The organism is Bradyrhizobium sp. 482_C4_N1_8 (assembly GCF_052075965.1).
GTDB classification, from domain to species: domain Bacteria; phylum Pseudomonadota; class Alphaproteobacteria; order Rhizobiales; family Xanthobacteraceae; genus Bradyrhizobium; species Bradyrhizobium barranii.
The window spans coordinates 7221661-7248503 of sequence record NZ_CP197231.1; the positions used below are offsets into that span (position 1 = coordinate 7221661).

General features: G+C 66.3%; 21 protein-coding genes. 9 read left to right on the forward strand and 12 right to left on the reverse strand.

Features of this window, described 5'->3' with window-relative positions; all coding sequences use genetic code 11:
* Positions 1-21 precede the first annotated feature (21 nt).
* The 3 genes from AB7Z56_RS34275 to AB7Z56_RS34285 all read right to left on the reverse strand — a co-directional run bounded on the left by AB7Z56_RS34275 (position 22) and on the right by AB7Z56_RS34285 (position 3314).
* A complete protein-coding gene (locus AB7Z56_RS34275) occupies positions 22-711 on the reverse strand; it encodes an RNA polymerase sigma factor (RefSeq protein WP_063985086.1) in 690 nt (229 codons plus the stop codon).
* Positions 712-944: 233 nt separating this feature from the next.
* Entirely contained in the window at positions 945-1814 is an 870-nt protein-coding gene (locus tag AB7Z56_RS34280; RefSeq protein WP_063985087.1) for a sulfurtransferase, read from the reverse strand.
* A gap of 165 nt (positions 1815-1979) precedes the next feature.
* A complete protein-coding gene (locus tag AB7Z56_RS34285; RefSeq protein WP_063985088.1) occupies positions 1980-3314 on the reverse strand; it encodes a dihydroorotase in 1335 nt (444 codons plus the stop codon).
* Between the two features lie 101 nt (positions 3315-3415).
* Here AB7Z56_RS34285 and ygfZ point away from each other — a divergent pair, with 101 nt between their 5' ends.
* From ygfZ to AB7Z56_RS34315, 6 genes are all read left to right on the forward strand, one after another.
* A complete protein-coding gene (gene ygfZ / locus AB7Z56_RS34290) occupies positions 3416-4291 on the forward strand; it encodes a CAF17-like 4Fe-4S cluster assembly/insertion protein YgfZ (protein WP_028158166.1) in 876 nt (291 codons plus the stop codon).
* Positions 4288-4914 (forward strand): DNA-3-methyladenine glycosylase I, encoded by a 627-nt coding sequence (locus AB7Z56_RS34295; protein ID WP_063985089.1) that lies wholly within the window; start codon positions 4288-4290, stop codon positions 4912-4914. Before ygfZ ends, AB7Z56_RS34295 begins: the two co-directional genes overlap by 4 nt.
* On the forward strand, positions 4911-5525 hold the full coding sequence (locus tag AB7Z56_RS34300; RefSeq protein WP_063985090.1) for a YfbR-like 5'-deoxynucleotidase: 615 nt from the start codon (positions 4911-4913) through the stop codon (positions 5523-5525). The genes AB7Z56_RS34295 and AB7Z56_RS34300 overlap by 4 nt, the downstream gene beginning before the upstream one ends.
* A gap of 144 nt (positions 5526-5669) precedes the next feature.
* Positions 5670-6176, forward strand: coding sequence for a tyrosine phosphatase family protein (locus AB7Z56_RS34305; protein ID WP_028152156.1), 507 nt, complete (start codon positions 5670-5672; stop codon positions 6174-6176).
* A gap of 19 nt (positions 6177-6195) precedes the next feature.
* Positions 6196-7164 (forward strand): NUDIX hydrolase, encoded by a 969-nt coding sequence (locus tag AB7Z56_RS34310; protein WP_063985091.1) that lies wholly within the window; start codon positions 6196-6198, stop codon positions 7162-7164.
* Positions 7165-7215: 51 nt separating this feature from the next.
* Positions 7216-9957, forward strand: a complete 2742-nt coding sequence (locus AB7Z56_RS34315; protein ID WP_231144355.1) for a DUF2339 domain-containing protein — start codon at positions 7216-7218, stop codon at positions 9955-9957.
* 3 nt (positions 9958-9960) lie between these two features.
* Here the strand turns inward: AB7Z56_RS34315 and AB7Z56_RS34320 are convergent, their stop codons facing one another.
* The 8 genes from AB7Z56_RS34320 to AB7Z56_RS34355 form a co-directional block, all read right to left on the reverse strand.
* Positions 9961-11649: a methyl-accepting chemotaxis protein gene (locus AB7Z56_RS34320; protein ID WP_063985092.1), complete on the reverse strand. Its 1689-nt coding sequence runs from the start codon at positions 11647-11649 to the stop codon at positions 9961-9963.
* Positions 11650-11933: 284 nt separating this feature from the next.
* Positions 11934-13904: a methyl-accepting chemotaxis protein gene (locus AB7Z56_RS34325; protein ID WP_063985093.1), complete on the reverse strand. Its 1971-nt coding sequence runs from the start codon at positions 13902-13904 to the stop codon at positions 11934-11936.
* A gap of 204 nt (positions 13905-14108) precedes the next feature.
* The gene (locus tag AB7Z56_RS34330; RefSeq protein ID WP_063985094.1) at positions 14109-15815 is read right to left on the reverse strand and encodes a methyl-accepting chemotaxis protein; all 1707 of its coding nucleotides are present in this window, start codon (positions 15813-15815) and stop codon (positions 14109-14111) included.
* A gap of 179 nt (positions 15816-15994) precedes the next feature.
* Complete coding sequence (locus AB7Z56_RS34335) at positions 15995-17737, reverse strand: methyl-accepting chemotaxis protein (RefSeq protein ID WP_441256742.1); 1743 nt, start codon at positions 17735-17737, stop codon at positions 15995-15997.
* Positions 17738-17961: 224 nt separating this feature from the next.
* Positions 17962-18195: a DUF6894 family protein gene (locus AB7Z56_RS34340; RefSeq protein WP_028152150.1), complete on the reverse strand. Its 234-nt coding sequence runs from the start codon at positions 18193-18195 to the stop codon at positions 17962-17964.
* Between the two features lie 154 nt (positions 18196-18349).
* Complete coding sequence (locus tag AB7Z56_RS34345; protein WP_063985095.1) at positions 18350-18949, reverse strand: hypothetical protein; 600 nt, start codon at positions 18947-18949, stop codon at positions 18350-18352.
* A gap of 112 nt (positions 18950-19061) precedes the next feature.
* Positions 19062-20048: an acrylyl-CoA reductase (NADPH) gene (acuI, locus tag AB7Z56_RS34350; protein WP_063985096.1), complete on the reverse strand. Its 987-nt coding sequence runs from the start codon at positions 20046-20048 to the stop codon at positions 19062-19064.
* A gap of 41 nt (positions 20049-20089) precedes the next feature.
* The gene (locus AB7Z56_RS34355) at positions 20090-21343 is read right to left on the reverse strand and encodes an MFS transporter (protein WP_063985097.1); all 1254 of its coding nucleotides are present in this window, start codon (positions 21341-21343) and stop codon (positions 20090-20092) included.
* Positions 21344-21663: 320 nt separating this feature from the next.
* Between AB7Z56_RS34355 and nadA the strand changes: the two genes are divergently transcribed.
* From nadA to nadC, 3 genes are read left to right on the forward strand one after another with little or no spacing between them, the layout of a single operon-like run.
* Entirely contained in the window at positions 21664-22770 is a 1107-nt protein-coding gene (nadA, locus tag AB7Z56_RS34360; RefSeq protein ID WP_063985098.1) for a quinolinate synthase NadA, read from the forward strand.
* A 9-nt stretch (positions 22771-22779) separates the two neighbouring features.
* Positions 22780-24387: an L-aspartate oxidase gene (locus AB7Z56_RS34365; protein ID WP_441256743.1), complete on the forward strand. Its 1608-nt coding sequence runs from the start codon at positions 22780-22782 to the stop codon at positions 24385-24387.
* 11 nt (positions 24388-24398) lie between these two features.
* Positions 24399-25277: a carboxylating nicotinate-nucleotide diphosphorylase gene (gene nadC / locus AB7Z56_RS34370; RefSeq protein WP_063986625.1), complete on the forward strand. Its 879-nt coding sequence runs from the start codon at positions 24399-24401 to the stop codon at positions 25275-25277.
* A gap of 107 nt (positions 25278-25384) precedes the next feature.
* Here nadC and AB7Z56_RS34375 read toward each other — a convergent pair whose 3' ends face one another.
* Positions 25385-26839, reverse strand: a complete 1455-nt coding sequence (locus tag AB7Z56_RS34375; RefSeq protein ID WP_063985100.1) for a cell wall hydrolase — start codon at positions 26837-26839, stop codon at positions 25385-25387.
* Positions 26840-26843 lie beyond the last annotated feature (4 nt).

Below are 26843 nucleotides of genomic sequence, written 5' to 3' on the forward strand. Positions count from 1 at the left end.
CGCAAACGTTCCCGAAAAACTTCAGCCGCCGCTGCCGAGCCGCTTCAGCACCGATACGGTCAGCCGCTCGCAGCGCCACCCGGCAAACGGGAACGCATCCATCATAACCGGACCGATCTCCTTCTCGACGTTCTCGCGCAACATGGTGCGCGCACGGTGCAGCCGCGTCTTCACGGTCTCGGGCTTGACGCCGAGCAGATCGGCGGTCTCCTCGATGTTCATCCCCTCCATGACGCGCGCGACGAAGACCATGCGGAACACATCCGGCAGTTCGTCGATTGCGCGTTCGACGACGCGCTGGATTTCACGTTGGGCCATGGTCCTTTCCGGATCGCCTGCGGGAGAAACGGGAAATTTTATGATCTGCGCGTCGAGCGCCCCTTCCGGCAGCGCGCTGAGCTCGACATGCGGCTTGCGGCTTCGCGCCCGGCCAAGCGCCTCGTTGATGGCAATGCGCGACAGCCAGGTCGACAGCCCGGACTCGCCGCGAAAGTCGTCCAGATGGGTAAAGGCCCGGACATAGGTTTCCTGCACCACGTCCTCGGCTTCGCTGTCGCTGCGCAGGATACCGCGCGCTAGACGGTAGAGCCTGCGGTTGTTGGCCTGCATGATCTCGCGCAACGCGGCCTCGTCACGGCCCCGCGCGCGATCGACCAGTTCGGCTTCCGATGCTCTAGCGCCGGCGGACAGGCCGGCTGCGGTCCGCTGCATGGTGGTCACCTGTTTCCATTCGTTCCGGACATTGGATGCAGGCCAGCGATAAAGGTTCCCGACTTTCTTACCCTCCCCTGGAGGGGGAGGGTCGATCGCGCGCAGCGCGAGCGGGGTGGGGTGACAGTCTATACCTTTGAGGCGGTGCCCGAGTGGAGAGATCACCCCACCCCGCTTCACCTCTCGCTTCGCTCGACGTGAAGCGACCCTCCCCCTTCAGGGGAGGGTAAGAGCTAATCCGTCTCGATCGGCAGTGCCGGATCCCTCGCCCATTCGCCCATGGAGGCATCGTACAGCGTCAGCTTGTCGTAGCCGAGCTGTGTCAGCATGAGCAGGTCGATCGTCGCCGAGATGCCGCCGCCGCAATAGCAGATCACATTCTTGTCGCGCGTAACGCCCTGGGCCGCGAACTTCGCTTCGGCGTCGGCAAGCGTCGTCAGTGTCTTGTCGGCCTTGGCAAGCGTGGCCGCGGGCACGTTGACGCTGCCGGGCACGCGGCCGGGCCGGCCGTAGCGGCTCGGCTCGAGGCCCTGATGAAATTGCGGCCCGAGCGCGTTGACGATCACGGTCGAGGGATCGCAGATCCGCGCCTTCACGGTGGTCTTGTCGACGAAGAAGCCCGCGTGCGACGCGGCCTTGAAGGTCGTGGCGGGATAGCCCTTCGGCGCGCCCGTCTCGACCGGCCGCCCCTCGTCCTTCCATTTGTCAAAACCGCCGTCGAGCACGCGCGCATCGACGCCGAGCGAGCGCAGCATCCACCAGAACCGCGTCGACCACATCATGGTGCCGATGCTGTAGAGCACGATGGTCTTGGATGCGTCAGCGCCGTGGCGACCGAAGGCGGCCTCTAGCTGGGGCACGCCAGCCATCATGAAGAGCTGTTGCGCGGAGGTGTCGGAGAACTCGCCTTGCAGGTCGAGGAAATCCGCGCCGGGGATGTGGCCGGCCGCGAACGTCTTGTCGCCGGGCACCGCGCGATAGGGCACATCGCTACCGGGCGGCACCGGCTCGTTATAGGTCGTGCAGTCGTAGAGGCGGAGGTTGGGATCGCCGAGAATCGCGGCGAGTTGCACAGTGGTGATGAGGGGCGTCGGTTGGGACATTGCTCTCTCCCAATTTGAGTCTACGCTTCCTGGCACTCTGTCATTGCCCGCGAAGGCGGGCAATCCAGTATTCCAGAGGCGGCGGTGATCGAACCGAGAAGCCGCGGCGTACTGGATGCCCCGCCTCCGCGGGGCATGACAGCGGAGCGAGAAGCGGGCCGCCCTCTACTGCTTCAGCGTCTCCAGAAACCGCACCGGCTCGCCCTGCGAGGCCGTCACCAGTTCGCCCTGCCACATCACGCGGCGGCCGCGGATGAAGGTGCCGACGGGCCAGCCGGTGACGCGGACGCCGTCATAAGGCGTCCAGCCGGCTTTGGACGCCACCCATTTGTTGGTGATGGTCTCGCTGCGCTTGAGATCTACGATCGTGAAATCGGCGTCGTAGCCTGCGGCAATGCGGCCCTTGCAGGCCATGTTGTAGAGACGCGCGGGGCCGGCGCTGGTGAGGTCGACGAAGCGCGCCAGCGACAGGCGGCCGGCGTTGACGTGGTCGAGCATGAGCGGCACCAGCGTTTGCACGCCGGTCATGCCGGAGGGCGAGGCCGGATAGGTCTTCGACTTCTCTTCCAGCGTATGCGGGGCATGGTCGGAGCCGAGCACGTCGATGATGCCCTGCTCGATGCCGCGCCAGATGCCGGCGCGGTGATCGGCCCCGCGCACCGGCGGGTTCATCTGCGCCAGCGTGCCGAGCCGCTCGTAGCATTCGGGTGCGACCAACGTCAGATGATGCGGCGTCGCCTCGCAGGAAGCGACGTCCTTGTGGTCGCGCAGGAACTCGATCTCTTCCTTGGTCGATATGTGCAGCACGTGGATGCGCTTGCCGGTCTCGTGCGCGAGCTTGACCAATCGCTGCGTCGCCATCAGCGCCGCGGTCTCGTCGCGCCAGACCGGATGCGAACGCGGATCGCCCTCGATGCGCAGCGACTTGCGGTCGTTGAGGCGGTATTCGTCTTCGGCGTGGAAGGCGGCGCGGCGGCGGATCACCTGGAAGATGCGGCGCAGGCTCTCGTCGTCCTCCACCAGCAGCGCGCCGGTCGACGAGCCGATGAACACCTTGACGCCCGCACAGCCGGGCGCGCGCTCCAGCACCGGCAGATCCTGCACGTTCTCGCGGGTGCCGCCGATGAAGAAGGCGAAATCGCAGTGCATGCGATGATGGGCACGCTTCACCTTGTCGGTGAAGGTAGCCTCCGTCACGGTCAACGGCGCCGTGTTCGGCATCTCGAACACGGCGGTGACGCCGCCCATCACGGCGCTGCGCGACCCTGTCTCGAGGTCTTCCTTCTGCTCCAGCCCGGGCTCGCGGAAATGCACCTGGGTGTCCATCACGCCCGGCAGGATGTGGAGGCCCTTGCAGTCGATCACCTCAGCGGCGGAGGCCTGCGAGAGCGGGCCCAGCTCCGCGATGCGGCCGTTGGTGATGCCGATATCGCGAACACCCTCGCCGTCCTGGTTGACGACGGTGCCGCCTTTGAGGATCACATCGAAGCGCTGGGTCATGGCTGAAGGCCTCTCTCATCCCCAAGCGCGGGGCTTGAGGTCTTGTCGTTTATGCCTTGCGGGCTTACGTTCCGGAGCAACATGTCGCAAGAGATTTTCACATGAAATCAGCGTTTCTTCCCGACCGGAGCGTGGTCAAGGTCGCGGGCGAGGACGCGCGCAACTTCCTCAACGGCCTGATCACGACCGATCTCGACAGGCTGAAGCCGGGCCTGGGGCGATTCGGTGCGCTGCTGACGCCGCAGGGCAAGATCATCGTGGACTTCCTGATCACAGAGGTGCCCGCAGGCCATGGCGGCGGGTTCCTGATCGACTGTCCGAAGGCGCTGGCCGAGGGCCTCGCCACCAAGCTGAAATTCTACAAGCTGCGCGCCAAGGTCACGGTGGAAAACCTCGATCTCGGCGTGCTCGCGGCCTGGGACGGCCAGCTTGCGGCGCAGCCGGACCTTGCGTTCGCCGATCCGCGCAATGATGCGCTCGGCACTCGCATCCTGATCCCCGAAGATCTCAAACAGAAGCTGTCCGATCTCATCGGCGCCGAGCTGGTCGATGCCGCCGAATACGAGGCCCATCGCATCGCGCTCGGCGTGCCGCGCGGCGGGCTCGATTTCATGTACAGCGATGCGTTCCCGCACGAGACCAACATGGACCGTCTTGCCGGCGTCGATTTCGACAAGGGCTGCTATGTCGGCCAGGAGGTCGTCTCGCGCATGCAGCATCGCGGCACCGCGCGCACCCGCAGCGTCAAGGTGCTGCTCGACGACCTCTCGCCGGAGGCCGGCGTCAGTGTTATGGCCGGCGACAAGCCGGTCGGCACGATGGGCTCGTCCGCACAGGGCAAGGGCATCGCGCTGGTACGCATCGACCGCGTTGCGGACGCGCTCGATGCCGGCCAGCCGCTCACCGCCGGCGGCCTCGCCGTGAGGCTCGCCGAACCCGACGTCGTCCGCATTCCCCTGAAGCAGCCCATCGCATGAGCCGAGCCCCCCGCCTGCATCCCGACGGAAAGACCCGCTGCCCCTGGCCCGGCGAAGACCCGCTCTATGTCGCCTATCACGACACCGAATGGGGCGTGCCGGAATATGACGACCGTGCGCTCTACGAAAAGCTGATCCTCGACGGCTTCCAGGCCGGCCTCTCCTGGATCACGATCCTGCGCAAGCGGGACAATTTCCGCAAAGCCTTCGATGATTTTCAGCCGGAGAAGATCGCGCGCTACAACGACAAGAAGGTGCACGCGCTGATGAACGATGCCGGCATCGTGCGCAACCGCGCCAAGATCGACGGCGCGATCCTGAGCGCGAAATCATATCTCGACATCATGGAGAAGGGCCCGGGCTTCTCGAAGCTGTTGTGGGACTTCATGGACGGCCGGCCCAAGGTCAACAATTTCAAGACCACTGCGAGCGTGCCGGCCTCGACGCCGCTGTCGACGCAGATCTCCAAGGAACTGTCCTCGCGCGGTTTCAAATTCGTCGGTCCGACCATCGTCTACGCCTTCATGGAGGCGACCGGCATGGTCAACGACCATCTCGTCGACTGCCATTGTCACGCGAGCTGCGGCAAGACGCAGCGCAAGCCGCGCCTCAAGGCCAAATGACCGCGAAGAAAACGGCACGCGACGTGGCATCCCGCGCCTGGCAACGCATGCTGTCGGGCCGGCGGCTCGATCTGCTCGATCCCTCTCCGCTCGATGTCGAGATCGCCGACATCGCGCATGGGCTGGCGCGCGTGGCGCGCTGGAACGGGCAGACCACCGGCGCGCACATCTTCTCGGTCGCGCAGCATACGCTTCTGGTGGAGACCGTGATGCGGCACGAGATGCCGCGCGTCGACGAGCGCATGCGGCTCGCCGCCCTGCTGCACGATGCGCCCGAATACGTGATCGGCGACATGATCTCGCCGTTCAAGGCCGTGCTCGACGGCCACTACAAGGCGGTGGAGAAGCGCCTGCTCGGCGCCATCCACATCCGCTTCGGCCTGCCGCCGGCGCTGCCCGAGGAGATCACGCAAGCCATCAAGGCCGCCGATCGCGGGGCGGCCTATCTGGAGGCAACCGAGCTTGCCGGCTTCAGCGAAAGCGAGGCGAAGCGCCTGTTCGGCAGGGACCCCAGCCTCTCCGACAGCGTCCGGCGCGACTACCTCACGCCCTGGACCGCGGCGCGGGCCGAGAAGCAGTTTCTGGAGCGGTTCAACGCGGTGTTCGCGTAGCATCATCCCTTCGTAGGGTGGGCAAAGCGAAGCGTGCCCACCAAACTAGCCGCGGTGTGCGCGGTGCGAAACGGTGGGCACGGCGCGATGCGCCTTTGCCCACCCTACGAGCGCTCGCTATAATCAGCGGCAAAAAGGTCCGCCATGATCCACGTCTGTTCCCTCGCCGCCCTTCCCGAAACCGTCCGCCTCACCAGGGCCAGCCATGTGCTGACCGTCATGGCCAATGTCGAGCAGGTGGCACGTCCGGTGTCGGTGCTGCCGGCCAACCATCTCAAGGTGTCGATGGACGACATCACCGAGGAGATGGACGGCTTCACCGCACCATCCGAAGCTCATATCGACCAGGTGCTGAATTTCGTACGCGGCTGGGACCGCAGCGCGCCGCTGGTGGTGCATTGCTATGCCGGCATCAGCCGCTCCACTGCGAGCGCCTTTGCGGCCGTCTGCGCCCTCAATCCGGATCGCGACGAGATCGAGATCGCCAAGAAGATCCGCGCGGCCTCCCCGATCGCCTCGCCGAACCGCCGCATCGTCGGTCTTGCCGACCGCGCGCTCGGACGCAACGGCCGCATGCTGCGCGCGCTCGACGAGATGGGCCCGGGCGCCATGATGGTCGAGGGCCGCCCCTTCGTGATCGAGCTCGAATGACAACTGCGACATCAGCCGCATGAGCGACACGCAGCTGACGCCGATCGAGATCGGCCTGACCGCGGCGATCGTCGCGATCGAGGATCATGAGCCGCTGATCCTCACCGCGCACAGCAGTGATGGGCTGGCGGGCCTGCCGTTCGGGCCGTTCGATGCGCCCAGCCATCGCACGTTCGAGATCGGCCTGCGCGCCTGGGTCGAGGCGCAGGCGGGCTTGCGGCTCGGCTATGTCGAGCAGCTCTACACGTTCGGCGATCGTGGCCGTCATGCCGAGGCCGGCGACACCGGTGCGCATATGGTGTCGATCGGCTATCTGGCGCTGACGCGCGCGGTGGGCGGCGAGCTCGCAGCGACCGGCGCGAGCTTCGAACCGTGGTATCGCTTCCTCCCCTGGGAAGACTGGCGCGAGGAGCCGCCTGCGATCATCGCCCGTGACATCATTCCGGCGCTGACGCTATGGGCCGAGGAGGAGACGCCGGAGACCACACGCGCGCTGCCGCGCCGGGATCGCGTGCGGTTCTATTTCGGCCTCGACGGCGCGCCCTGGGACGAGGAGCGCGTGCTCGACCGCTACGAGCTCTTGTACGAGGCCGGGCTGATCGAGGAGGCGCGGCGCGACGGCCGTCCTGCGGCATTGGCGCGCAAGCAGCTTCCCGCGCTCGGCACCTCCATGCGGTTCGATCACCGCCGGATTCTCGCGACAGCGATCGCGCGGCTGCGTGCAAAACTGAAGTATCGTCCTGTGGTGTTTGAACTTTTGACCGCGGAGTTCACACTCACTGAACTGCAGTACACGGTGGAGGCGATCTCCGGCCGGCACCTGCACAAACAAAATTTCCGCCGCCTGGTCGAAACCGAAGCCTTGGTCGAACCGACCGGGGTGATGTCGACACAGACCGGCGGACGGCCGGCGGCGCTCTACCGCTTCCGCCGCGACGTGCTCCAGGAACGACCCGCGCCGGGCTTGCGCGTACGCTCCCGGCGCTAGATCCTAGGATTTGCGTGACCGGCCCCTGCCCGCCGGTTGCCTGGAGGCTTCATGTCCGACGGCCCGTTTGACGTCTTTGCGCTGATCATTGCGATCATCGCTGTCCTGATCGCGATCAAGGCCTCCAGCCAGGCGGCCGAGCTGCGCCGCCGGCTGGCCTCGCTCGAAGAGATGTTTTACGCGCAGCGGCAGGTGCAGCCGCCGCCGCTGATGCCCACGCAGGTGCAGGCCGAGGCGCCCGCGACGACGGCCGCCGAGCCGCCGCCGCTCGCGCCCGAAGTCGAGGCAGCACCGCCTCCGCTCGTCACCGAAGAGGTTTCACCGCGGCCGCTCGCAGCGAGCACCGAAGCCGATGCACCGCCGCCGCTTGCGGCGAACACCGAGGCCTACGCACCGCCGCCTTTGCCCGCGCCGGCACCCGGCTTCGAGGAACGGCTCGGCACGCGCTGGGTGGTCTGGATCGGCGGCCTCGCGCTCGCGCTCGGCGGCTTCTTCATGGTGCGCTATTCGATCGAGGCAGGTCTCGTCGGCCCCGGCGTGCGCGTGTTCCTCGGCGGGCTGTTCGCAGCCGCGCTGCTGGGCGCCGGCGAATGGTCGCGGCGCAAGGAGAGCATCTCCAACATCGCGGCGCTGCCTATCGCCAACATCCCCGCGATCCTCACCGCGGCCGGAACGGCCGTGGCGTTCGCGACCATCTACGCGGCCTATGCGCTCTATGGCTTCCTCGTGCCCGCCACCGCTTTCGTGCTGCTCGGCATCGTCGCGATGGGCACGCTCGCCGCGGCACTGTTGCATGGGCCCGCACTCGCGGGCCTCGGCGTGGTCGGCGCGTTCGTGACGCCGATCCTCGTCTCCAGCGGCAAGCCGGATTATTGGGCGCTCTATATTTATCTTGCGATCGTCACCGCCGCGAGCTTCGGCCTCGCGCGCATCCGGCTGTGGCGCTGGCTCGCGGTGACCACCATCGCCTTCGCCGTGCTCTGGATCTTCCCGGGTCTCGATACCAGCGAGCTGCAGGTCGCGCCGCACACCTTCCATGCGATCGCGGGCTTCGTGCTCGCCGCCCTCCTCGTGGTCTGCGGCTTCATGTTCGGCCCGACCATCGAGGACGGCGAGATCGAGCCGGTGTCGTCGAGCTCGCTTGGCGCCTATCTGTTCGGCGCGATGCTGATCGTACTGTCGAGCGCGCATGCGGACCTTGCGCTGATCGCGTTCACGCTTCTCGTCGGCGCGACGCTGTTCGTCGCCTGGCGTGCGCCGGCGGCGACCGGCGCACTGGGCGCGGCCGCGGCAACCGTCTTCATCGTGTTCGCCGAATGGGCGGTGCGCGCCAATCCCGACATGCTGGTGCTGCCGGGCGGCCCGATCCCCGGCGTCGGACCGGTCGCCACCGACGGTTCGGTGACGCTGCATCTGGTGATGGCCGCGATCTTCGCTGCCGGCTTCGGCATCGCAGGCTTCCTCGCGCAGGGCCGCTCGAACTCGGCGGTCATTCCGGTGGTGTGGTCTGCGGCCGCCGTCGCGACGCCGATCGCGATCCTCGTTGCGCTCTACGCGCGCGTCGCCCATCTCGACCGCTCGATCCCGTTCGCGATCCTCGCGGTGCTGCTCGCCGCCGCCTTTGGCGCTGCGACCGAAGCGCTGGCGCGCCGCGAAGATCGGCCGGGCACTGCGACCTCTGTCGCGCTGTTCGCGACCGGCACGCTCGGCGCGCTGGCGCTGGCGCTGACCTTCGCCCTCGAAAAGGGCTGGCTCACCATCGCGCTGGCGCTGATGTCGCTCGGCACGGCCTGGATCTCGCTGCAGCGGCCGATCCCGGTCCTGCGCCGGCTCGCCGCCATCTTTGCCGCGATCGTGACCGCGCGCATCGGCTATGATCCGCGCATCGTCGGCGATGCCGTCGGCACCACGCCGATCTTCAATTGGCTGTTGTGGGGCTACGGCCTGCCGGCGGCCTCGTTCTGGGGCGCGAGCATCTTCCTGCGCCGCCGCGGTGACGATCCGCCGCTGCGCATCGTGGAGGCCGCCGCGATCCTGTTCACCGCGCTGCTCGCCTTCATGGAGATCCGGCATCTCGCCACCGGCGGCCGCATGACGTCGCCGCCCTCGCTGCTCGAATTTGCCCTGCAAGTCTGCGTCGCGCTCGCCATGGCGATCGGGCTGGAGCGGCTGCGGCTGAGGAGCCACAGCATCGTTCACAATGTCGGCGCGGTCGCGCTCACCGCGATCGCCGGGCTCATCAGCGTGTTCGGCCTGCTGATCCTGGAGAATCCGTGGCTGCTCTCCAGCGTCGATGTCGGCGGTCTCGTCTTCAACCTGCTGCTGCTCGGCTACGCTCTCCCGGCGGTGCTGATGCTGCTGCTGTCCTATGCGGTGGCCGGACATCGCCCCGTCGCCTATGCGAACACGATTGCCGGCGCTGCGCTGGTGTTCGCGCTCACCTATTTGACGCTGGAGATCCGCCGCTTCTATCACGGCCCGGTCCTGCTCTACGGCGCCACCACGGGCGCGGAGCAATACACCTATTCGATCGGCTGGCTCGGCTTCGGTGTGGTGCTGCTCGGCGTCGGCATTCTCGTCAACTCCGAGCGGGCACGGCTGGCGTCGGCCGCGGTGATCGCGCTGACGATCCTGAAGGCCTTCGTGATCGACATGTCGACGCTGACAGGCGTCTACCGCGCGCTGTCGTTCATGTGCCTCGGCATCGTGCTGGTCGCGATCGGGTGGCTCTACCAGCGCATCCTGTTCCGGCGGCAGATAGCACCGCCGCCGGCTCCGCAGGCGAGCACTTGAGGATCAAGCCGCGCGGACCGACTCCAGGAACTGCGCGACCTCGACTTTGAGCCGCGTGCTGTCGGTCGCCAGCGATTTCGCCGCCGACAGCACCTCCGTCGACGCCGAGCCGGTCTCGATCGCACCACGCTGCACGTCCGTGATGTTCATCGAGACCTCCTGCGTACCGACCGAAGCCTGCTGCACGTTGCGCGAGATCTCCTGCGTGGCCGCGCCCTGTTCCTCGACGGCGGCTGCGATGGCCGCCGCCACCTCGGACAGCCGCTCGATGGTGCCGCCGATCTCCTGGATGGCGCTGACAGATTCCTGCGTCGCGGACTGGATCCCGGAGACCTGCGCCCCGATCTCGCCGGTCGCTTTCGCGGTCTGCTCGGCCAGCGCCTTGACCTCGGAGGCGACGACCGCGAAGCCGCGGCCGGCTTCACCGGCACGCGCCGCCTCGATGGTGGCGTTGAGCGCCAGCAGGTTGGTCTGACCGGCGATGGTGTTGATCAGCTCGACCACGGCGCCGATACGCGATGCCGCCTGAGACAGCGCATTGACGCGGTCGTTGGTCCGCGTGGCCTGCTCGACGGCCTCTGCGGCCATCCGCGCCGAATCCTGCACGCGGCGGCTGATCTCGGTGATGGAGGACGACAGCTCCTCCGATGCGGACGCAACCGCCTGGACGTTGGTCGAGGCTTCCTCGGACGCCGCGGCGACCACGGTCGCAAGCTCCTGCCCGCGCTGCGCGGTGCTGCTCAGCGTGGTCGCGGAGGCCTCGAGCTCGGTCGAGGCCGACGACACGGTGCCGACGACCTCGCCGATCATGGCCTCGAACTTGCGGGTGATGGCGTCGACGCGGCGGCCGCGTTCGATCTTGGCCTCGGCGTCGGCCGCGGCGACTTCGTCGGCGGCCTTCTTGGCGATCAACGCCTCCTTGAAGATCTGGAGCGCATCCGCCATCGAGCCGATCTCGGTCTTCTCGCCGCGATGCGGCACCTCGGCGGAGAGGTCGCCTTCGCCAAGCGACTGCATCGGATGGATGATCGAGGCAATCCCGCGAGAAACGTCACGCACGAGATAATAGGCGGCACCGATCGCGATCACGACCGAGAACACGATGATGCCGACCAACACGCGGAAGATCGTGGCGTAGCTGTCGGCCGCCTGCTTCGTCTCCAGCTCGGCGCCCCGGTTGTTCATCTCGATGCCCTTCTGGAGCAGCGGGTCGGCGGCCTGGGCCATCTTCGCGACCTTGGTCTGCAACAGCTCGTTGGCATCGGCCGGGAAGCGACCGACGCCCTTGCGCGACAGCGCCATGACGTCCTGCACCCCGTTCAGGTACTCGGCCCATGCCTTGCTCCACTGCTCATAGAGCGAACGCTCCTCGGCTGAGGTGATCAGCGGCTCGTAGACCTTGCGGGTCTGGTCGATGCGCGCCTGCAGCGAGGCGAGGCGCTTCTCGGCGGCTTCCTTGCCCTCGGCGGTGTCCTGCATCAGGTGCAGGCGCAGCGCGACGCGCAGCTCGTTGATATCGGCGCGAAGCGAGCCGAGCGCACGCACGCTCGGCAGCCAGCTCTCCGCGATCTCGACGGTGTGGGAATTGATACTCTGCATGGTGCCGATCGCCATCACGCCGACGCCGGCGAGCGACAGCACGAGGACCGACAACACGGTCAGAAGCTTGAACACGATCGACAACTTCGACATCACAGCAAATCCCGATGAGACCTAGCAACGCGCAAATCACCTGCGCCGCCATCGTCACGACGGACGACAGGGCGGAAGTCAGTTCAACAATGCTGGCTGATTTTTATCCCGTAAGATTGCGCTCATAGTTGCAAACAGGCGTTAACAGGAACCTACGTGAAACTACGGAATTCGCTGTCGCCGCCGTTATATGTTCCGCAATTATTGGTTGCAGCGCAGCAGACATCGCGCGACGCCACACCGGCGCACCGCGATGCGCGGCTCGAACGGAGCAACTGACGACCTCAGGCCGCCCGGACCGACTCCAGGAAGCGCGCGACCTCGCTCTTAAGCCGGTTGCTCTCCTGAGACAGCGATTGTGCTGCCGAATGCACCTGGGCCGACGCAGCCCCGGTCTCGCCTGCGCCGCGCTGGACGTTGCCGATATTGGCGGAGACCTCCGAGGTGCCGTGCGCGGCATGCTGGATGTTGCGGGAGATCTCCTGCGTCGCGGCGCCCTGCTCCTCCACCGCTGCGGCGATGGCCGAGGAAATTTCCGACATCCGCGCGATGGTGTCGCCGATCTCCTTGATCGCACCGACCGAATCCTGCGTCGCGGTCTGGATCGCGCCGATGTGCTGGCTGATCTCGCCCGTGGCCTTCGCGGTCTGCTCAGCGAGCGCCTTGACTTCGGTCGCGACCACCGCGAAGCCCTTGCCGGCCTCGCCCGCACGTGCCGCCTCGATCGTGGCATTCAGCGCCAGCAGATTGGTCTGGCTGGCGATCGTGTTGATCAGCTCGACCACGTCGCCGATACGCCCTGCCGCCTTGGTCAGCTCCGCGACGCGCGCGTTGGTGCGCTGGGCCTGCTCCACCGCGACGTCGGCGACGCGGGCCGATTCCTGCACCTGGCGGCTGATCTCCGAGATCGATGTGGTCATCTCCTCGCTCGCGGACGACACCGACTGCACGTTCGCGGACGCCTCCTCCGAGGCCGCCGCCACCGCCGTGGCGAGCCCGTTGCCGCGCTCGGCGGCCTGGGTCAGCGTATTGGAGGACGCCTCGAGCTCGGTTGCCGCCGACGACACCGTGTCGATGATCTCGCCGACCGCGCCTTCAAACCCGTCGGCGAGGCGGTGCATGTCCGCCTTGCGCCGTTCGCGCCCGCGCGCGTCAGCCTCGGCCTGCTCCGCACGCAGCCGCTCGGCCTCCGCCATGTTGGTCCTGAACACCTCGACCGCACCGGCCATCTCGCCAATCTCGTCCTTGCGCCCGACGCCGGGGACGGAGATCGAAAGCTCGCCGCGCGCCAGCCGCGTCATCGCGCCGACCATGCCGGACAATGCCTTCGAGATCGAGCGCCCCAGCACGAAGCCGACCACGGCGAGCACGACGACGGTGAGCGCGAAGGCGATCATCATCCACAGGCGCACGGCATCGCGCGTTGCGGCTTCCGCGGCGTCGGCCTGCTTGTACATGGCGTCGACGGCGGTTCGCACCTCGACCATGGAGGGTTCGAGCTCGCGGAACGTCTTCATCATGCTGGCGTCCAGCGCAGCGCTCTGCTGCGCGGTCTCGGCCCAGGCCGCGAACTCGGACTGGTACTTCTGGAGCTTGGCCGTGATGTCGTTCATCACCGCCGTCGGGACTGCGACCACCTCGATCGCCTTGGAGAATTCGATCGCGGCCTTCTTCACCTCGGCGATGTATTTGGGGTCGCGCCGCAGCATGAAGTCCTTCTCGTGCCGGCGCATCATCAGCATCCAGCTCGTCGTCCTGGGATCGTCGATCTCCTTGAGCTTCACCTCGATGTCGTGCACGGCGGCGCGGAGCGAGCCGGACAGGCCAAGCGTCTCGTTCAGCCCGAGTCTGGTCTCGGCCACGACAAGCGCCTTGAAATCCTCGGCATAGCGTTTGAAGCCGTCATGTGCCTGCCTGGTCTTGTCGGACAGCGCGCTCATGCCGCCGGCCGCCATCAACCGCTCGACCTGGTCGAAATCGCGGTTGATCGGTCCCATCAGCTCGGCATGGGCCTTGGCGTAGCTTTCGTTGCGACGCTGCTGAAAATTCTTCTCGTTGCGGCGCGCCTCCAGCATCTCGATCGTGAGCTGCTTGTTGAGGTCAGCGATCGCGCGGGCGCGGTTGGCAACGGTGCGGGAGGCGTCCTGAGAGAGGCTGCCGATCTCGTAGATCGCGCCGAAGACGACGAGGCCGACAAGGCCGAAGAGTCCGATCGCCATGACCTTGTGGGTGAGGCGAATGGAGAAGCCGCTCATTGAATGTGCTCCGATACGTTCGATACGCAATACAGGGAGGGCGACTCGGCACCCGAATATTGCGAGATCATGACTGCATCGGTTTTCCGGAAGGTTAACCGTGCAGACCTTCTCACCGCGGCATCGGCTGTGGACGCATGCGAACCGCCACGCGTCCTCGCGCGGCGGTTGCAATCGGCGAATGATGGGTGAGGACGGGCGCCCTCAGGCGGCGCGCACCGTGGTGAGGAACTTGCCGACCTCGAGCTTGAGGCGGTTGCTGTCGCCGGACAGCGACTGCGCAGCCGAAAGCACCTGCGACGACGCCGAGCCGGTCTCGCTCGCGCCGCGCTGCACGTCGGTGATGTTGGACGACACTTGATGGGTGCCTTCCGCCGCCTGTTGCACGTTGCGGGAGATTTCCTGCGTCGCCGCGCCCTGCTCCTCCACCGCCGCCGCGATCGCCGAAGAGATCTCCGACAGGCGTTCGATGGTGTCGCTGATGTCCTTGATGGCGCCGACCGACTCCTGGGTAGCAGACTGGATGCCGGAAATCTGCTGGCCGATCTCGCCGGTCGCCTTCGCGGTCTGCTCGGCAAGCGCCTTCACTTCGGAAGCGACGACGGCGAAGCCACGGCCAGCTTCGCCGGCACGCGCAGCCTCGATCGTGGCGTTGAGCGCCAGCAGGTTGGTCTGGCCGGCGATGGTGTTGATCAGCTCGACGACGTCGCCGATCCGCGTTGCCGCCTTCGACAGTTCGCTGACACGTTCGGTCGTGGTGCGGGCCTGGCCGACGGCTTCGCTCGCCACGCGCGCGGATTCCTGCACCTGGCGGCTGATCTCGGTGATCGACGACGACAGCTCTTCCGTTGCCGAGGCCACCGACTGCACGTTGGCGGAGGCTTCCTCAGAGGCCGAAGCGACCACGGTCGCGAGCTGCTGCGCGTGCTCCGCGGTCGAGGTCAGCGTCGTCGCGGAAGCCTCGAGCTCGGTCGAGGCCGAGCTCACGGTCTCGATCACCTCGCCGACCGCGGTTTCAAACTGATCGGCAAGCCGGAGCATGTCCTGGCGACGCTGCGCCGCGCTGCGCTGCTCCATCTCCTTCTGCTCGGCTTCCATCCGAATCTTGGCAAGGCCGTTCTCCCGGAACACTTCCGCGGTCTTGGCGACTTCGCCGACCTCGTCCTTGCGATCAAGGCCGGCGATCTCGACCTGATAGCGGCCGGCGGCAAGCTCCTGGAGCACACCGACGATCATGCGGATCGGCCGCGCGATGCCGTACTGACCGATGATGAAGCCCAACGCGCCGCCGATGACGACACCGAGGCCTGCGAGGATGATCAGGAAGCGTGACGTCGATTCATACTGCTCGCGCGCTTCCTTGCTCTTCTCCTCGACGCGCGTATTCAGCCGATCGGCGAGTTCGCGGATCTTGCCTTGAAGGTTCTCCGCAGCGGTCCTGCTCTTCATCGCGATGTCGCGCAGCTTGTCTGCGCTGTCGCTGAGCTTCGCCGACTTCTCGGCATCGACGGCCGCGAGCGTCGTGTCCATCTGGCTCTTGTAGGCCGAGAACGCCTCGCGCACGCCCGGGAGCAGCGTCTTGGCCTTCTCGTCCGGGGTCTGGCTGACCTCGTCGAAACGCTCCTGATACTGCTTGAGCTGGGCGTTGATGACATCACGCGCGGCGAGGCGATTGTCGTCACGCGGATCGAGCGCACTGCGGAATTCAGCGCGGTTCAGCGCGATGACGTTCTGGTTGGCGCGCGCGGCGAGCAAGGCCCGCTTGGCCGCGGTCGACATCACGTCGGCCTTTTCGCTGAGATCGCTGAGGGCGGAGACGCCAATCCAGGCGATCGCGGCACCGATCCCGCACAGCAGGAGGACGATCCCGAGGATCTTGCTCAGGATGCGGAAGCGGCCGAGAAAATGCATGACTGGAACCCTTTATGGACGTTGCCGCTCAAGCGGCTGAATTCCCATGAACTTCGTCCAAAACCATTCCGCTTCCCTTAACCACGTTTGCCGTAGAAACACGGAGCTTTCACCGCGATCGACGCCGCTCTTGCATTCCGAGAGTTGCGCAGGGAGCAAGGCTCTCCCTGCGGTTTTGGTCAGGCCGCGCGAACGGTACCCAGGAACTTGCCGACTTCGAGCTTGAGGCGATTGCTGTCGCCGGACAGCGACTGCGCCGCCGCCAACACCTGCGAGGACGCCGAGCCGGTCTCGCTTGCGCCGCGCTGCACGTCGGTGATGTTGGACGACACTTGATGGGTGCCTTCCGCGGCCTGCTGCACGTTGCGAGAGATTTCCTGCGTCGCGGCGCCCTGCTCTTCGACCGCAGCCGCGATCGCCGAGGAGATCTCCGACAGCTTCTCGATGGTGTCGCTGATGTCCCTGATGGCGCCGACCGAATGCTCGGTCGCGGCCTGAATGCTGGCGATCTGCTGGCCGATCTCGCCGGTCGCCTTCGCGGTCTGCTCGGCGAGCGCCTTGACTTCGGAGGCGACCACGGCAAATCCGCGGCCCGCTTCGCCGGCGCGCGCGGCCTCGATCGTGGCGTTGAGCGCCAGCAGATTAGTCTGGCCGGCGATGGTGTTGATCAGTTCCACGACGTCGCCGATCCGCGTCGCCGCCTTCGACAGTTCGCTGACACGGTCGGTCGTGGTGCGGGCCTGGCCGACCGCCTCGCTGGCGACGCGCGCAGATTCCTGCACCTGGCGGCTGATCTCGGTGATCGACGACGACAGCTCCTCCGTTGCCGACGCCACCGACTGCACGTTGGTGGAGGCCTCTTCGGAAGCCGCCGCGACCACGGTGGTGAGCTGCTGCGTGCGCTCCGCGGTCGAGGTGAGCGTGGTGGCGGATGCTTCAAGCTCCGTGGAAGCCGACGACACCGTACCGACGATCTCGCCGACGGCGCCTTCGAAGCTGTCGGCGAGCTTGCGCATCTCGGACTTGCGCTGCTCGGCCGCGAGCTGATCCTGCCGCGACTTGGCTTCCGCGTCCTCCCGCGCCTTCTGTTCGGACACGATCTTGAATTTTTCGACGGCACCGGCGACTTCGCCGACCTCGTCCTTGCGGCCGAGGCCCGGCAGCACCACGGAGAAATCGCCGCCGGCGAGCTTCTCCATCGCCGCCGTCAATGCGCGCATGGGCCGCGCAATGCTGAAGACGGAGAAGATGCACGCCCCGATCAGAACCAGCGCGACCAGCACGCCGGCGACGAACGAGGTCCGCGCGACGGACGCGGCCTCAGCTTCGGCTTCGGCGCGGGCTTCGGAACTCTTCTGCTTGGCAAAGTTGATGATCTCGTTGGTCAGCTCCGATATCTCTTCGTTGATCGGCGCCAGCATCTCCTTGCGGATGCGGTCGACCTCGGCCACGAGCTTTGCGAGCGGTGCTGCCGCCTCGCCGTCCTTCTTCGCGCTCAGGGCGAGCTCCTGCTTGCGGATCGCTTCGATCTGCTGTTGCCCCTTGCTGAAATTGCCGACCAACACGACCAGGCGGTCGATCCGCTTGTGATTCTCCGGCGAGCGCGACAGCTTCGCCATCTCGTCCGCGAATTTCAGGGCCGCGGTCTGCCGATCGTTGAAATAGGTGACGGCCTTCTGCAACTCGGCCGGCGACGTGGAGCTCAGGATGTCACGAATGCCGATCTGCAACCCGCGGACCGACGCTTTGGCTTCCGCGGCGCTTTGCGCGATCGACTGCTGCCCCGATGCCCCATTGCTGAGCTTCTGAACCGCAGCGTCGCCGTTCATCTGGAGGACGATCATCAGCGCGACGAGCGCGATGGTGAGTGCCGAGGTCACAGCGAGCTTGGTGCCAATTCGCAGGTTCTGAATGAACATCATCGACATAATCCCCGGATACGCATTGCCGCGCCGACGCGCGTGAACAGTCCGGGAAGGCTAACCGCGAGGTTACTCATTAACGTTAAGGGTGGCCGCGGCAGCCTGGGTAGAAATACTGAAATCGTGCTTAAACTACTGCAGTTGCGCACTTTTCACGTGCAATGAAACGGAACTCGCGGATTTGCACGCGCTGGCGTCCGTTAACGGTTGCCCGTTCGCGGTCATCAGCACACGGTCTCACCGACCAGGCTGACGCGGAAGACCGGCTTCTTGTTCTCGTCGAGCAGCTCCATGCTCCACTTCGCGTTCGGCTTCAGGTTGCGCGCGATGCTGCCGAGCAGGTTGGCGCAGACCTCGCTCATCTCGGCCCAGGCGGCGGCGCGATCCTCGAACTCGTACGGCTGGTCGGCGGCGCCGGAATAACGACCGGTGCTGATGCGAAAGAAATACAACGACATCGTAGAATCCTTGCACCCCCCGGCCCTGCGCAAACTGGGACGCGAGTCGCTACCAAGGCATGAAAGCCGCCGTCCGTATGACTACGGCGCGGCGGCTTGGTGACCGATGAATATTTTCAACGACAAAATGCGCGGGCGGTCCCGCGCAGCCAGCTCACTGGGTCGAGCGGCGCAATTCCAGCGGAGCGTCGTTCCTGGCTGGCTCCGATTTGGCTTCGGACTTCACCGGCTCGAGCCGGCTGCTCTCGACACGCGGCGTCTCGACGCGCGCGGCGACTTCAGTGTTGGACGCAGCGACCGAACCGGTGCGCTCCGAAGAGCGCAGCGAACGCGGACGCGCCACGGCGCGGGCCATCAGCATCTGATTGCCGCCCTGGTGGTGGAAGTCGCAATAGGCGAAGCCCATGCCCGACACCGAGCCGCGGAAGCTGCGATCGTCGGTCTTTTCCAGGTTGAAACAGGGCTCGAACGGAATGCCCTTGATCGAGGCGCAAACGTTCTGCCCACGGATCTGGAGCGTGTTGCCGGGCAGGCGGAGATGCTTCACCGGGCCTGCGCCCGAGAACTGCACCGCGCCGGCGGCGCCGAGATCGTCCAGGATGCGGCCTGCGCCGCGGGTGCCGTCGAAACAAGTGAAGGCGAACACCTTACCGGCAACGAAGCGGCGCGCCTCGTCGGCGTTCATGCTTCCTGCAATGGCCGGCGCAAACGTCGCTGCCGCCGTGACAGCCCCCAACACAATACGCGCAAGCATGCTCAACTCCGAACCAACCCCAGCGCGGGCGATGCCTTATCTCTTTACCCGCTGCTTACCATACTAACCAAGGCAACATTGAAGCAGCTTGGTTGGTAAAGTCTGAACGCCGTTAGACAATTTTTACCACGATGCGGCCGCGGACCTGGCCGGCAAGGATTTTCGCGCCCCATTCCGAAACTTCCTCGAGCGGAATTTCATGAGTAATTTCAGATAGTTTTGTCCGATCCAGATCCGAGGCCAGACGCTGCCAGGCGGCTTTCCGCGGCTCGATCGGGCACATCACGGAATCGATCCCGAGAAGGCACACCCCGCGCAAAATGAAGGGTGCGACAGAAGACGGCAGGTCCATGCCGGCCGCCAGGCCGCACGCCGCGACCGCGCCGCCATACTTCGTCATCGACAGGAGATTCGCGAGCGTGGTCGAGCCGACGCTGTCGACGCCGCCGGCCCAGCGCTCCTTGGCGAGGGGCTTGGCCGCCGCCGACAATTCATTGCGGTCGATGATCTCGGCCGCACCGATCTCTTTCAAATAGTCGGCTTCCGAGGCGCGGCCGGTCGAGGCGATGACGTGATAACCGAGCTTCGAGAGCACGGCGGTGGCGACCGAGCCGACGCCGCCGGCCGCGCCCGTCACCACCACAGGGCCGCTCTTCGGCGACAGGCCGTGCTTCTCCAGCGCCAGCACAGACAGCATCGCGGTGAAGCCGGCGGTGCCGATCGCCATGGCGTCACGCGCCGACAGGCCCTGCGGCAAGGCGACCAGCCAGTCGCCCTTGACCCGCGCCTTCTCGGCATAGGCGCCGAGATGGGTCTCGCCCATGCCCCAACCGGTGCAGACGACCTTGTCGCCCGCCTTCCATTGCGGATGGGCGGAGGTTTCAACCGTGCCGGCGAAATCGATGCCGGCGATCATCGGGAAGCGGCGCACCACCGGCGCCTTGCCGGTGAGCGCGAGGCCGTCCTTGTAGTTCAGCGTCGACCATTCCACGCGGACCGTGACATCACCGTCCATCAGTTCGGCGTCGTCGAACTGCGTGAGTGCGGCGGTGGTGCCCTTGTCCGCCTTGTCGATCCGGATCGCCTTGAATGTGGCCACGACTGAACTCCCTGGACTTGTTTCAGGGGATGTTTAGCCGATCAGGCAGGCTGCGCAACCGCTCGCTGAACCGGTTTCTCCACGATCGGAAGATTGATCAGCGCGGAGAGCACGCCGAACAGGATCGAGAGCCACCAGATCGGCGTATAGGAACCGAACTTTTCGAACACGATGCCGCCGAGCCAGACGCCGAGGAAGCCGCCGACCTGATGGCTGACGAAGGCAAAGCCATAGAGCGTGGCGAGCCAGCGCGTGCCGAACATCAGCGCCACTAGCGCCGAGGTCGGCGGCACCGTCGACAGCCAGGTCAGACCGGAGACCGCGCCGAATGCGATCGCCGAGAACGGCGTGATCGGGAACGAGATGAAGGCGAGCGTCGCAAGCGCGCGCGTGAAATAGATCGCGGAGAGGATGTAGCGCTTCGGCAGCGAGTTCTGGAGATAGCCGACGCTCAGCGATCCCATGATGTTGAACAGGCCGATCGCCGCGATCACCCAGCCGCCGGTTTGAGTCGAGATGCCGCGATCGACCAGGAACGCCGGCAGATGCACGGTGATGAAGGCGAGCTGGAAGCCGCAGGTGAAGAAGCCGAGCACCAGCAACACATAGGAGCGATGGCCGAAGGCTTCGGCGAGCGCTTTCGTAAAGGTCTGCTCATCCGCCGGCGCCGCGTTGGCCGTGGTTGCGACCGGCGGCGTCGAGAGCGCCAGCGACAACGGGATGATCAGCAGCATCAGGAAGCCGAACACGGTGAGCGCCTGCTGCCAGCCGAAATTGTCGATCAGTGCGACGCCGATCGGCGCGAACAGGAATTGGCCGAACGAGCCCGCCGCAGTGCCGGCACCGAGCGCAAGGCCGCGCTTCTCCGCCGGCAACAGCTTGGTGAAGGCCGACAGCACCAAGTTGAACGAACAGCCGGCGAGACCGAAGCCGACCATGACGCCCGCGCCGAGATTCAGCGACAGCGGCGTCGAGGAATAGCGCATCAGCAATAGGCCGCCGGCGTAAAGCAGCGCGCCGACGCACATCACCCGGAATAGGCCGAAGCGATCGGCGACGGCGCCGGCAAGGGGCTGGCCCAATCCCCACAGCAAATTCTGGAAAGCGATCGCGAGACCGAACACGTCGCGGCCCCAGGCGAATTCGTGGCTCATCGGCTGCACGAAGAACCCGAGCGCCGAGCGCGGCCCGAAGCCGAGCATGCCGATCGCACAGCCGCAGAGAATGATGATCGCCGGGGTGCGCCAGGAGGAGGAACGCGAGTCCGGACCGAGTTCGCCCGCTTGAGTGGACATGGGTTCCTCATCAGTCACTGGCGGATCCGGGATAGGCAACCGCGAGTCACGCGTTTAATGCAGATGCATGAAGATCCCAAGTCAAAAATGATTGCGTTCCACGAAGGGCTGCCCATCGCGGCCCTCTCCGACGCGCCGAGCGCGATTTGACGGGAATGTGTGCGGCCGGGGCTAGCGGCCAGCTCGGGCGCGTGTTATCTTTGATTTACTCAGATTGAGTATATGTGAGCTCTAGCGAAACCCACCGGCCCTCTCGGCCGGATTTCTCAGACCCTATATATACTCGCATTGAGCATAATTAGCATTCACGGGAGGCTTCGATGCCCATCACTGGAATTTACGGCCCCGACGACTTTGCCAACCGGCCGCAGGGCCAAGTCCCCGCCCCTCCGCGCGCCATAGCAGCGCGAACCGGCCCCGCGCTGCCGAAGCCCTCACTGGAATGGACTGCGGACGTCGAGCGGGCCACTGCGCCGCTCTATGAGCGCGTGAAGCACGTGATCCCCCCGATCGAGTGGCCGCTGATGGCGCCGACGATCAAGGCAATCAACGAGCTGAAGCAGGCCCGGGGCGCGGTCATCCTCGCGCACAACTATCAGGCGCCGGAGATCTTTCATTGCGTCGCCGACATCGGCGGCGACTCGCTTCAGCTCGCGGTCGAAGCAACCAAGGTGAAGGCCGACATCATCGTGCAATGCGGCGTGCACTTCATGGCGGAGACGTCAAAGCTGCTCAACCCGGACAAGATGGTGCTGATCCCGGATAGCCGCGCCGGCTGCTCGCTCGCGGACAGCATCACGGGCGCGGACGTTCGCCTGCTCCGCGAAAAATTTCCGGGCGTACCGGTCGTCGCCTATGTCAACACCTCCGCAGAGGTGAAGGCGGAGGTCGACATCTGCTGCACCTCGTCGAACGCGGTGCAAGTGGTCGAGAGCCTGAACGCACCGACCGTGATCTTCCTGCCCGATCGCTACCTTGCAACGTATGTCGCCTCGAAGACCGACGTGAAGATCATCGCCTGGAAGGGTGCCTGCGAGGTGCACGAACGCTTTACCGGCGAGGAGCTGCGCGCCTATCGCGAGGCCGACCCGTCGGTGCAGATCATCGCGCATCCCGAATGTCCGCCTGATGTGCTGGCGGAAGCCGACTTCACCGGCTCGACCGCGCACATGATCAACTGGGTGCGCGAGCGGCGGCCGCGGCGACTCGTCATGATCACGGAATGCTCGATGGCCGACAATGTCCGCGCCGAGCTGCCTGATGTGGAGATGCTTCGCCCCTGCAATCTCTGCCCGCACATGAAGCGCATCACGCTCGCCAACATTCTGGACAGCCTGCTCACGCTTGGCGAGCAGGTCACGATCGACCCCGCGCTCGCGGAACGCGCGCGGCGCTCGGTCGAGCGGATGATCAATCTGAAGAATTGAGAGTGAAGCATGCAAGACAACATCCACAATCTCACCCGCAGCACCGATGACGTCGTCATCGTCGGCGGTGGCCTCGCCGGACTCTTTTGTGCACTGAAGCTCGCGCCGCGGCCGGTAACGCTGATCTCGGCCGCCCCGCTCGGACAGGGCGCGTCGTCCGCATGGGCGCAAGGCGGCATCGCAGCGGCCGTGGCTGAAGGCGATAGCCCGGAGGCGCACGCCGCTGACACCATCGCCGTCGGCGGCGGTCTTGTCGACGAGGCGGTCGCACTCGGGATCGCGCGCGAGGCCGCGCCACGAATCCATGACCTGCTCGCCTATGGCGTGCCGTTCGACCGCGACCTCGAAGGCCAGCTCGCGGTCGGCCGCGAGGCCGCGCATTCGGCGCGGCGCATCGTGCATGTGCGCGGCGACGGGGCCGGAGCCGCGATCATTGCGGCGCTGAGCGAGGCCGTGCGCCGCACGCCGTCGATCCGACTGATCGAAGGTCTCGTCGCCGAAGCGCTGTTGACCGAGGACGGCGCGGTCACGGGTATTCAATTGCGCGAGGCCGGCAATCCCGCTGCACGTCCGCTCCTGCTTGCCTCTCGCGCGATGGTGCTGGCGACCGGTGGCCTCGGCCATCTCTATGCCGTCACCACCAACCCGACTGAGGCCAGCGGCTCCGGCCTTGCGATCGCCGCGCGCGCCGGCGCCGTGATCGCCGATCCCGAGTTCGTGCAGTTCCACCCCACCGCCATCATGGTCGGCCGCGATCCGGCGCCGCTGGCAACGGAGGCGCTGCGCGGCGAAGGCGCGACGCTGATCAACGGCGATGGCGAACGTTTCATGACGGCGCTCCATCCGCTCGCAGAGCTCGCGCCGCGCGACATCGTGGCGCGCGGCGTATTCGCCGAGATCGCGGCCGGCCGCGGCGCCTTCCTCGATGCCCGGCAGGCGCTCGGCACACGCTTCGCCGACAAATTTCCGACCGTGCATGCAAGCTGCATCGCGGCCGGCATCGATCCCGCCACGCAGGCCATCCCGATCGCGCCGGCCGCGCATTACCACATGGGCGGTATCGCGGTGGACGAGCGCGGCCGCAGCTCGATCGACGGGCTCTGGGCCGGCGGCGAAGTGTCCTCCACCGGCGCGCATGGCGCCAACCGGCTGGCGTCGAATTCGCTGCTGGAGGCCGTGGTCTACGCCGCCCGCATCGCCGACGACATCGCCGGCCGCGCGATCCCCTCACCTGCCCGCCTTCCCGATGCGTTGGTGACGTCGCGCGGCGGCACGCCGGACGCTGCCGACGTGAAGCGGTTGCGAACGATGATGAGCGCGCATGTCGGCGTGATCCGCAACAGTGATGGGCTTGCGGAGGCCGTGCGCAACTTCGCCGCAGTCGAACGCGGGCCCGCAAGCATCGCTCTCCGCAACATGGCGGCATCAGCCCTGCTCGTCGCGGCTTCCGCGTGGAGGCGGCGCGAAAGCCGCGGCGCGCATTTCCGCTCCGACCATCCGGCGGATGTCCCCACGCTGGCACAGAGAACGATGACGACGCTCACGGAGGCACGTGAGATCGCGGAGCGCCTGAGCGAGCGTCCGCTGCCACGCACCGCCCGACCGATGATCGCCTGATGGAGTTCCCCATGATCACCCCGACGTCACTGCTCTATCCCGACGCCTTCCTGTCGCCGCTTGCGATCGACGAGGCCGTGCATCGCGCGCTCGACGAGGATCTCGGCCGCGCCGGCGACATCACCTCGCTTGCGACGATCCCGGAGGCGACCAAGGCGCAGGCCGTCCTGGTCGCCCGCCAGTCCGGCGTGATCGCCGGCCTGCCGCTGGCGCTGGCGACGCTGCAAAAGCTCTCGCCCGACATCGACGTGCGCGCGCATGTCCGCGACGCCGCACGGGTTGCCCGCGGCCAGCACGTGCTGACGATCACGGGCCCGGCGCGCGCCATCCTCACGGCGGAGCGGACCGCGTTGAATTTCGTCGGCCGGCTGTCGGGCGTCGCGACGCTCACGGCCGACTACGTCGCGCAGACCGAAGGCACGACAATGCGCATCTGCTGCACGCGCAAGACCACGCCGGGATTGCGTGCGCTGGAGAAATACGCCGTGCGCTGCGGCGGCGGCTTCAACCACCGCTTCGGGCTCGACGATGCGATCCTGATCAAGGACAACCACATCGCGGTCGCCGGCGGCATCGGTGCGGTGCTGGAGCGCGCCCGCGCCCATGCCGGTCATCTCGTCAAGATCGAGATCGAGGTCGATACGCTCGCGCAATTGCGCGAGGTGCTCGGCACCGGGCTCGCCGATGCCGTGCTGCTCGACAACATGGACCTTGCGACGCTGCGCGAGGCGGTGCGGCTCAACGAGGGGCGCCTCGAGCTGGAGGCATCCGGCGGCGTCACGCTGGACTCGATCGCGGCCATCGCGGCGACCGGCGTCGACTACGTCTCATCCGGCGCGCTGACACATTCGGCGCCGAATTTCGACTGTGCGCTGGATATCGAGGCGTGAGCCACACCGTCGTGGCCGGGTTGTCCCGGCCATCCACGCCTCGCCTCGCAACACAAAGAACGTGGATGCCCGGGACAAGCCCGGGCATGACGAACTTCCGTGAATGATTACCTTCGCTCGCTCACGCCCATCTCGGCGGAGCTCTTGGCTTCCTGGGCGAGCTCGGCAGAGAGCGCGGCGGTCTGGGCCGGGGTGCCCCAGCTCGGTTCTTCGCTGCCGTCGCCCCAGGCGCGCGGGCGATAGAAGGTGTGGACGCCGGTCTTGTACATCTTCTTCATCTCGGCGACCCAGGACGGACGCACCCAGTAGGCGTGGTAGTGCGTGGACTTGCCCACTTCGGGCAGCCAGATCTGGCCGTCGAGCATCGCCTTCGAAATCTTTTTCGCGCGCTCCCACATCTCGGGCTCGCGGATCACGTCGGCATTGTTGTCGCAGGCGAAGGTGAACTGACACGCCAAATGGCGGTGCTTGTTCTGATAGACCGCGCCGCACACGGTGTCCGGATATTTGCCGGAGAAGACGCGGTTCATCACGACTTGCGCAACCGCCATCTGGCCGCGCACGGCCTCGCCGCGCGATTCGAAATAGACGGCTTCGGCGAGACACTTCTCGGCCTTTGCGCGCGACTTGTCGTCGAGCGCGAGCCGCTCCGCCGGCGATCTGGCGCGCTGGTTGTCGGCGTTGACCTCGCCCTTCGGCGCGACGCTCTCGCCGCTTTCGATGTCCCTGGCGATCTCGGCCGACGGCGGCGACAGCGCGGCCGTCACCTTCATGTCAGGATCGGGCATCACGATCAGCGGCTCGGCGCCGGGCTGCCAGCTCTCGATGCTCTCGAGATTGCCGCCGAGCGAGGAGCTCCCGAAAAACAGGTTCGAGGTCTTGACGCGGAAGGGATCGCGCGGCGCCACGTCTGGAAGGGTCGCCTGCTTCAGCGCCTCGAGCGGCTGGACTGCGAACGCGCGCGCCGCGTCACTGGCTTGTGGCGGATTGGCATATTGCGGCAGCGGCGGCGCACGCAGCGCTTCCTGAAGCTCAGGATCGAGCGCCGCCGCGGACTCCGGCGACATGATTTGTGGCAACGCGGCGGTTTTGGCGCCGAACACCGAGCTGTTCGATGTCGCGGGATCTTGCAGCGCCGGCGCGGCCGATGGTGCGCTCGTCTCGGGAACCTGCGTGGGTGTGACGCTTGCGAGGCGATCCCCCTTCATGGAGCGATCGACCTTGGGAAAATCGGCGGCCTGGTAGCGCGGCGGCGCCTGAAGCGCAGGATTGCGGCTGATCGCGCCGGTGACGTCGCGACCATCGAGGCTCGCGAGGCGAACCATCGCGCTCTGCGGAAGCGACGTGCCGATCGGACGGGAAAAGCTGTAGGTGGCGAGCTGGATCGAGGACGCGGCAGAGAACACCTGCTTCTGCCAGCGCTCGGCGACGCCGGGCTGCCGCGCCAGCAACGACGCGATATCCTGATAACCGGTCTCTCTCGGCATCAATGCGAAGATGCAGAGACCGATTCCGAAGGACGCGAACCGCGCGCCCTTCGGATGGTTACGCAACACTGACATCGAC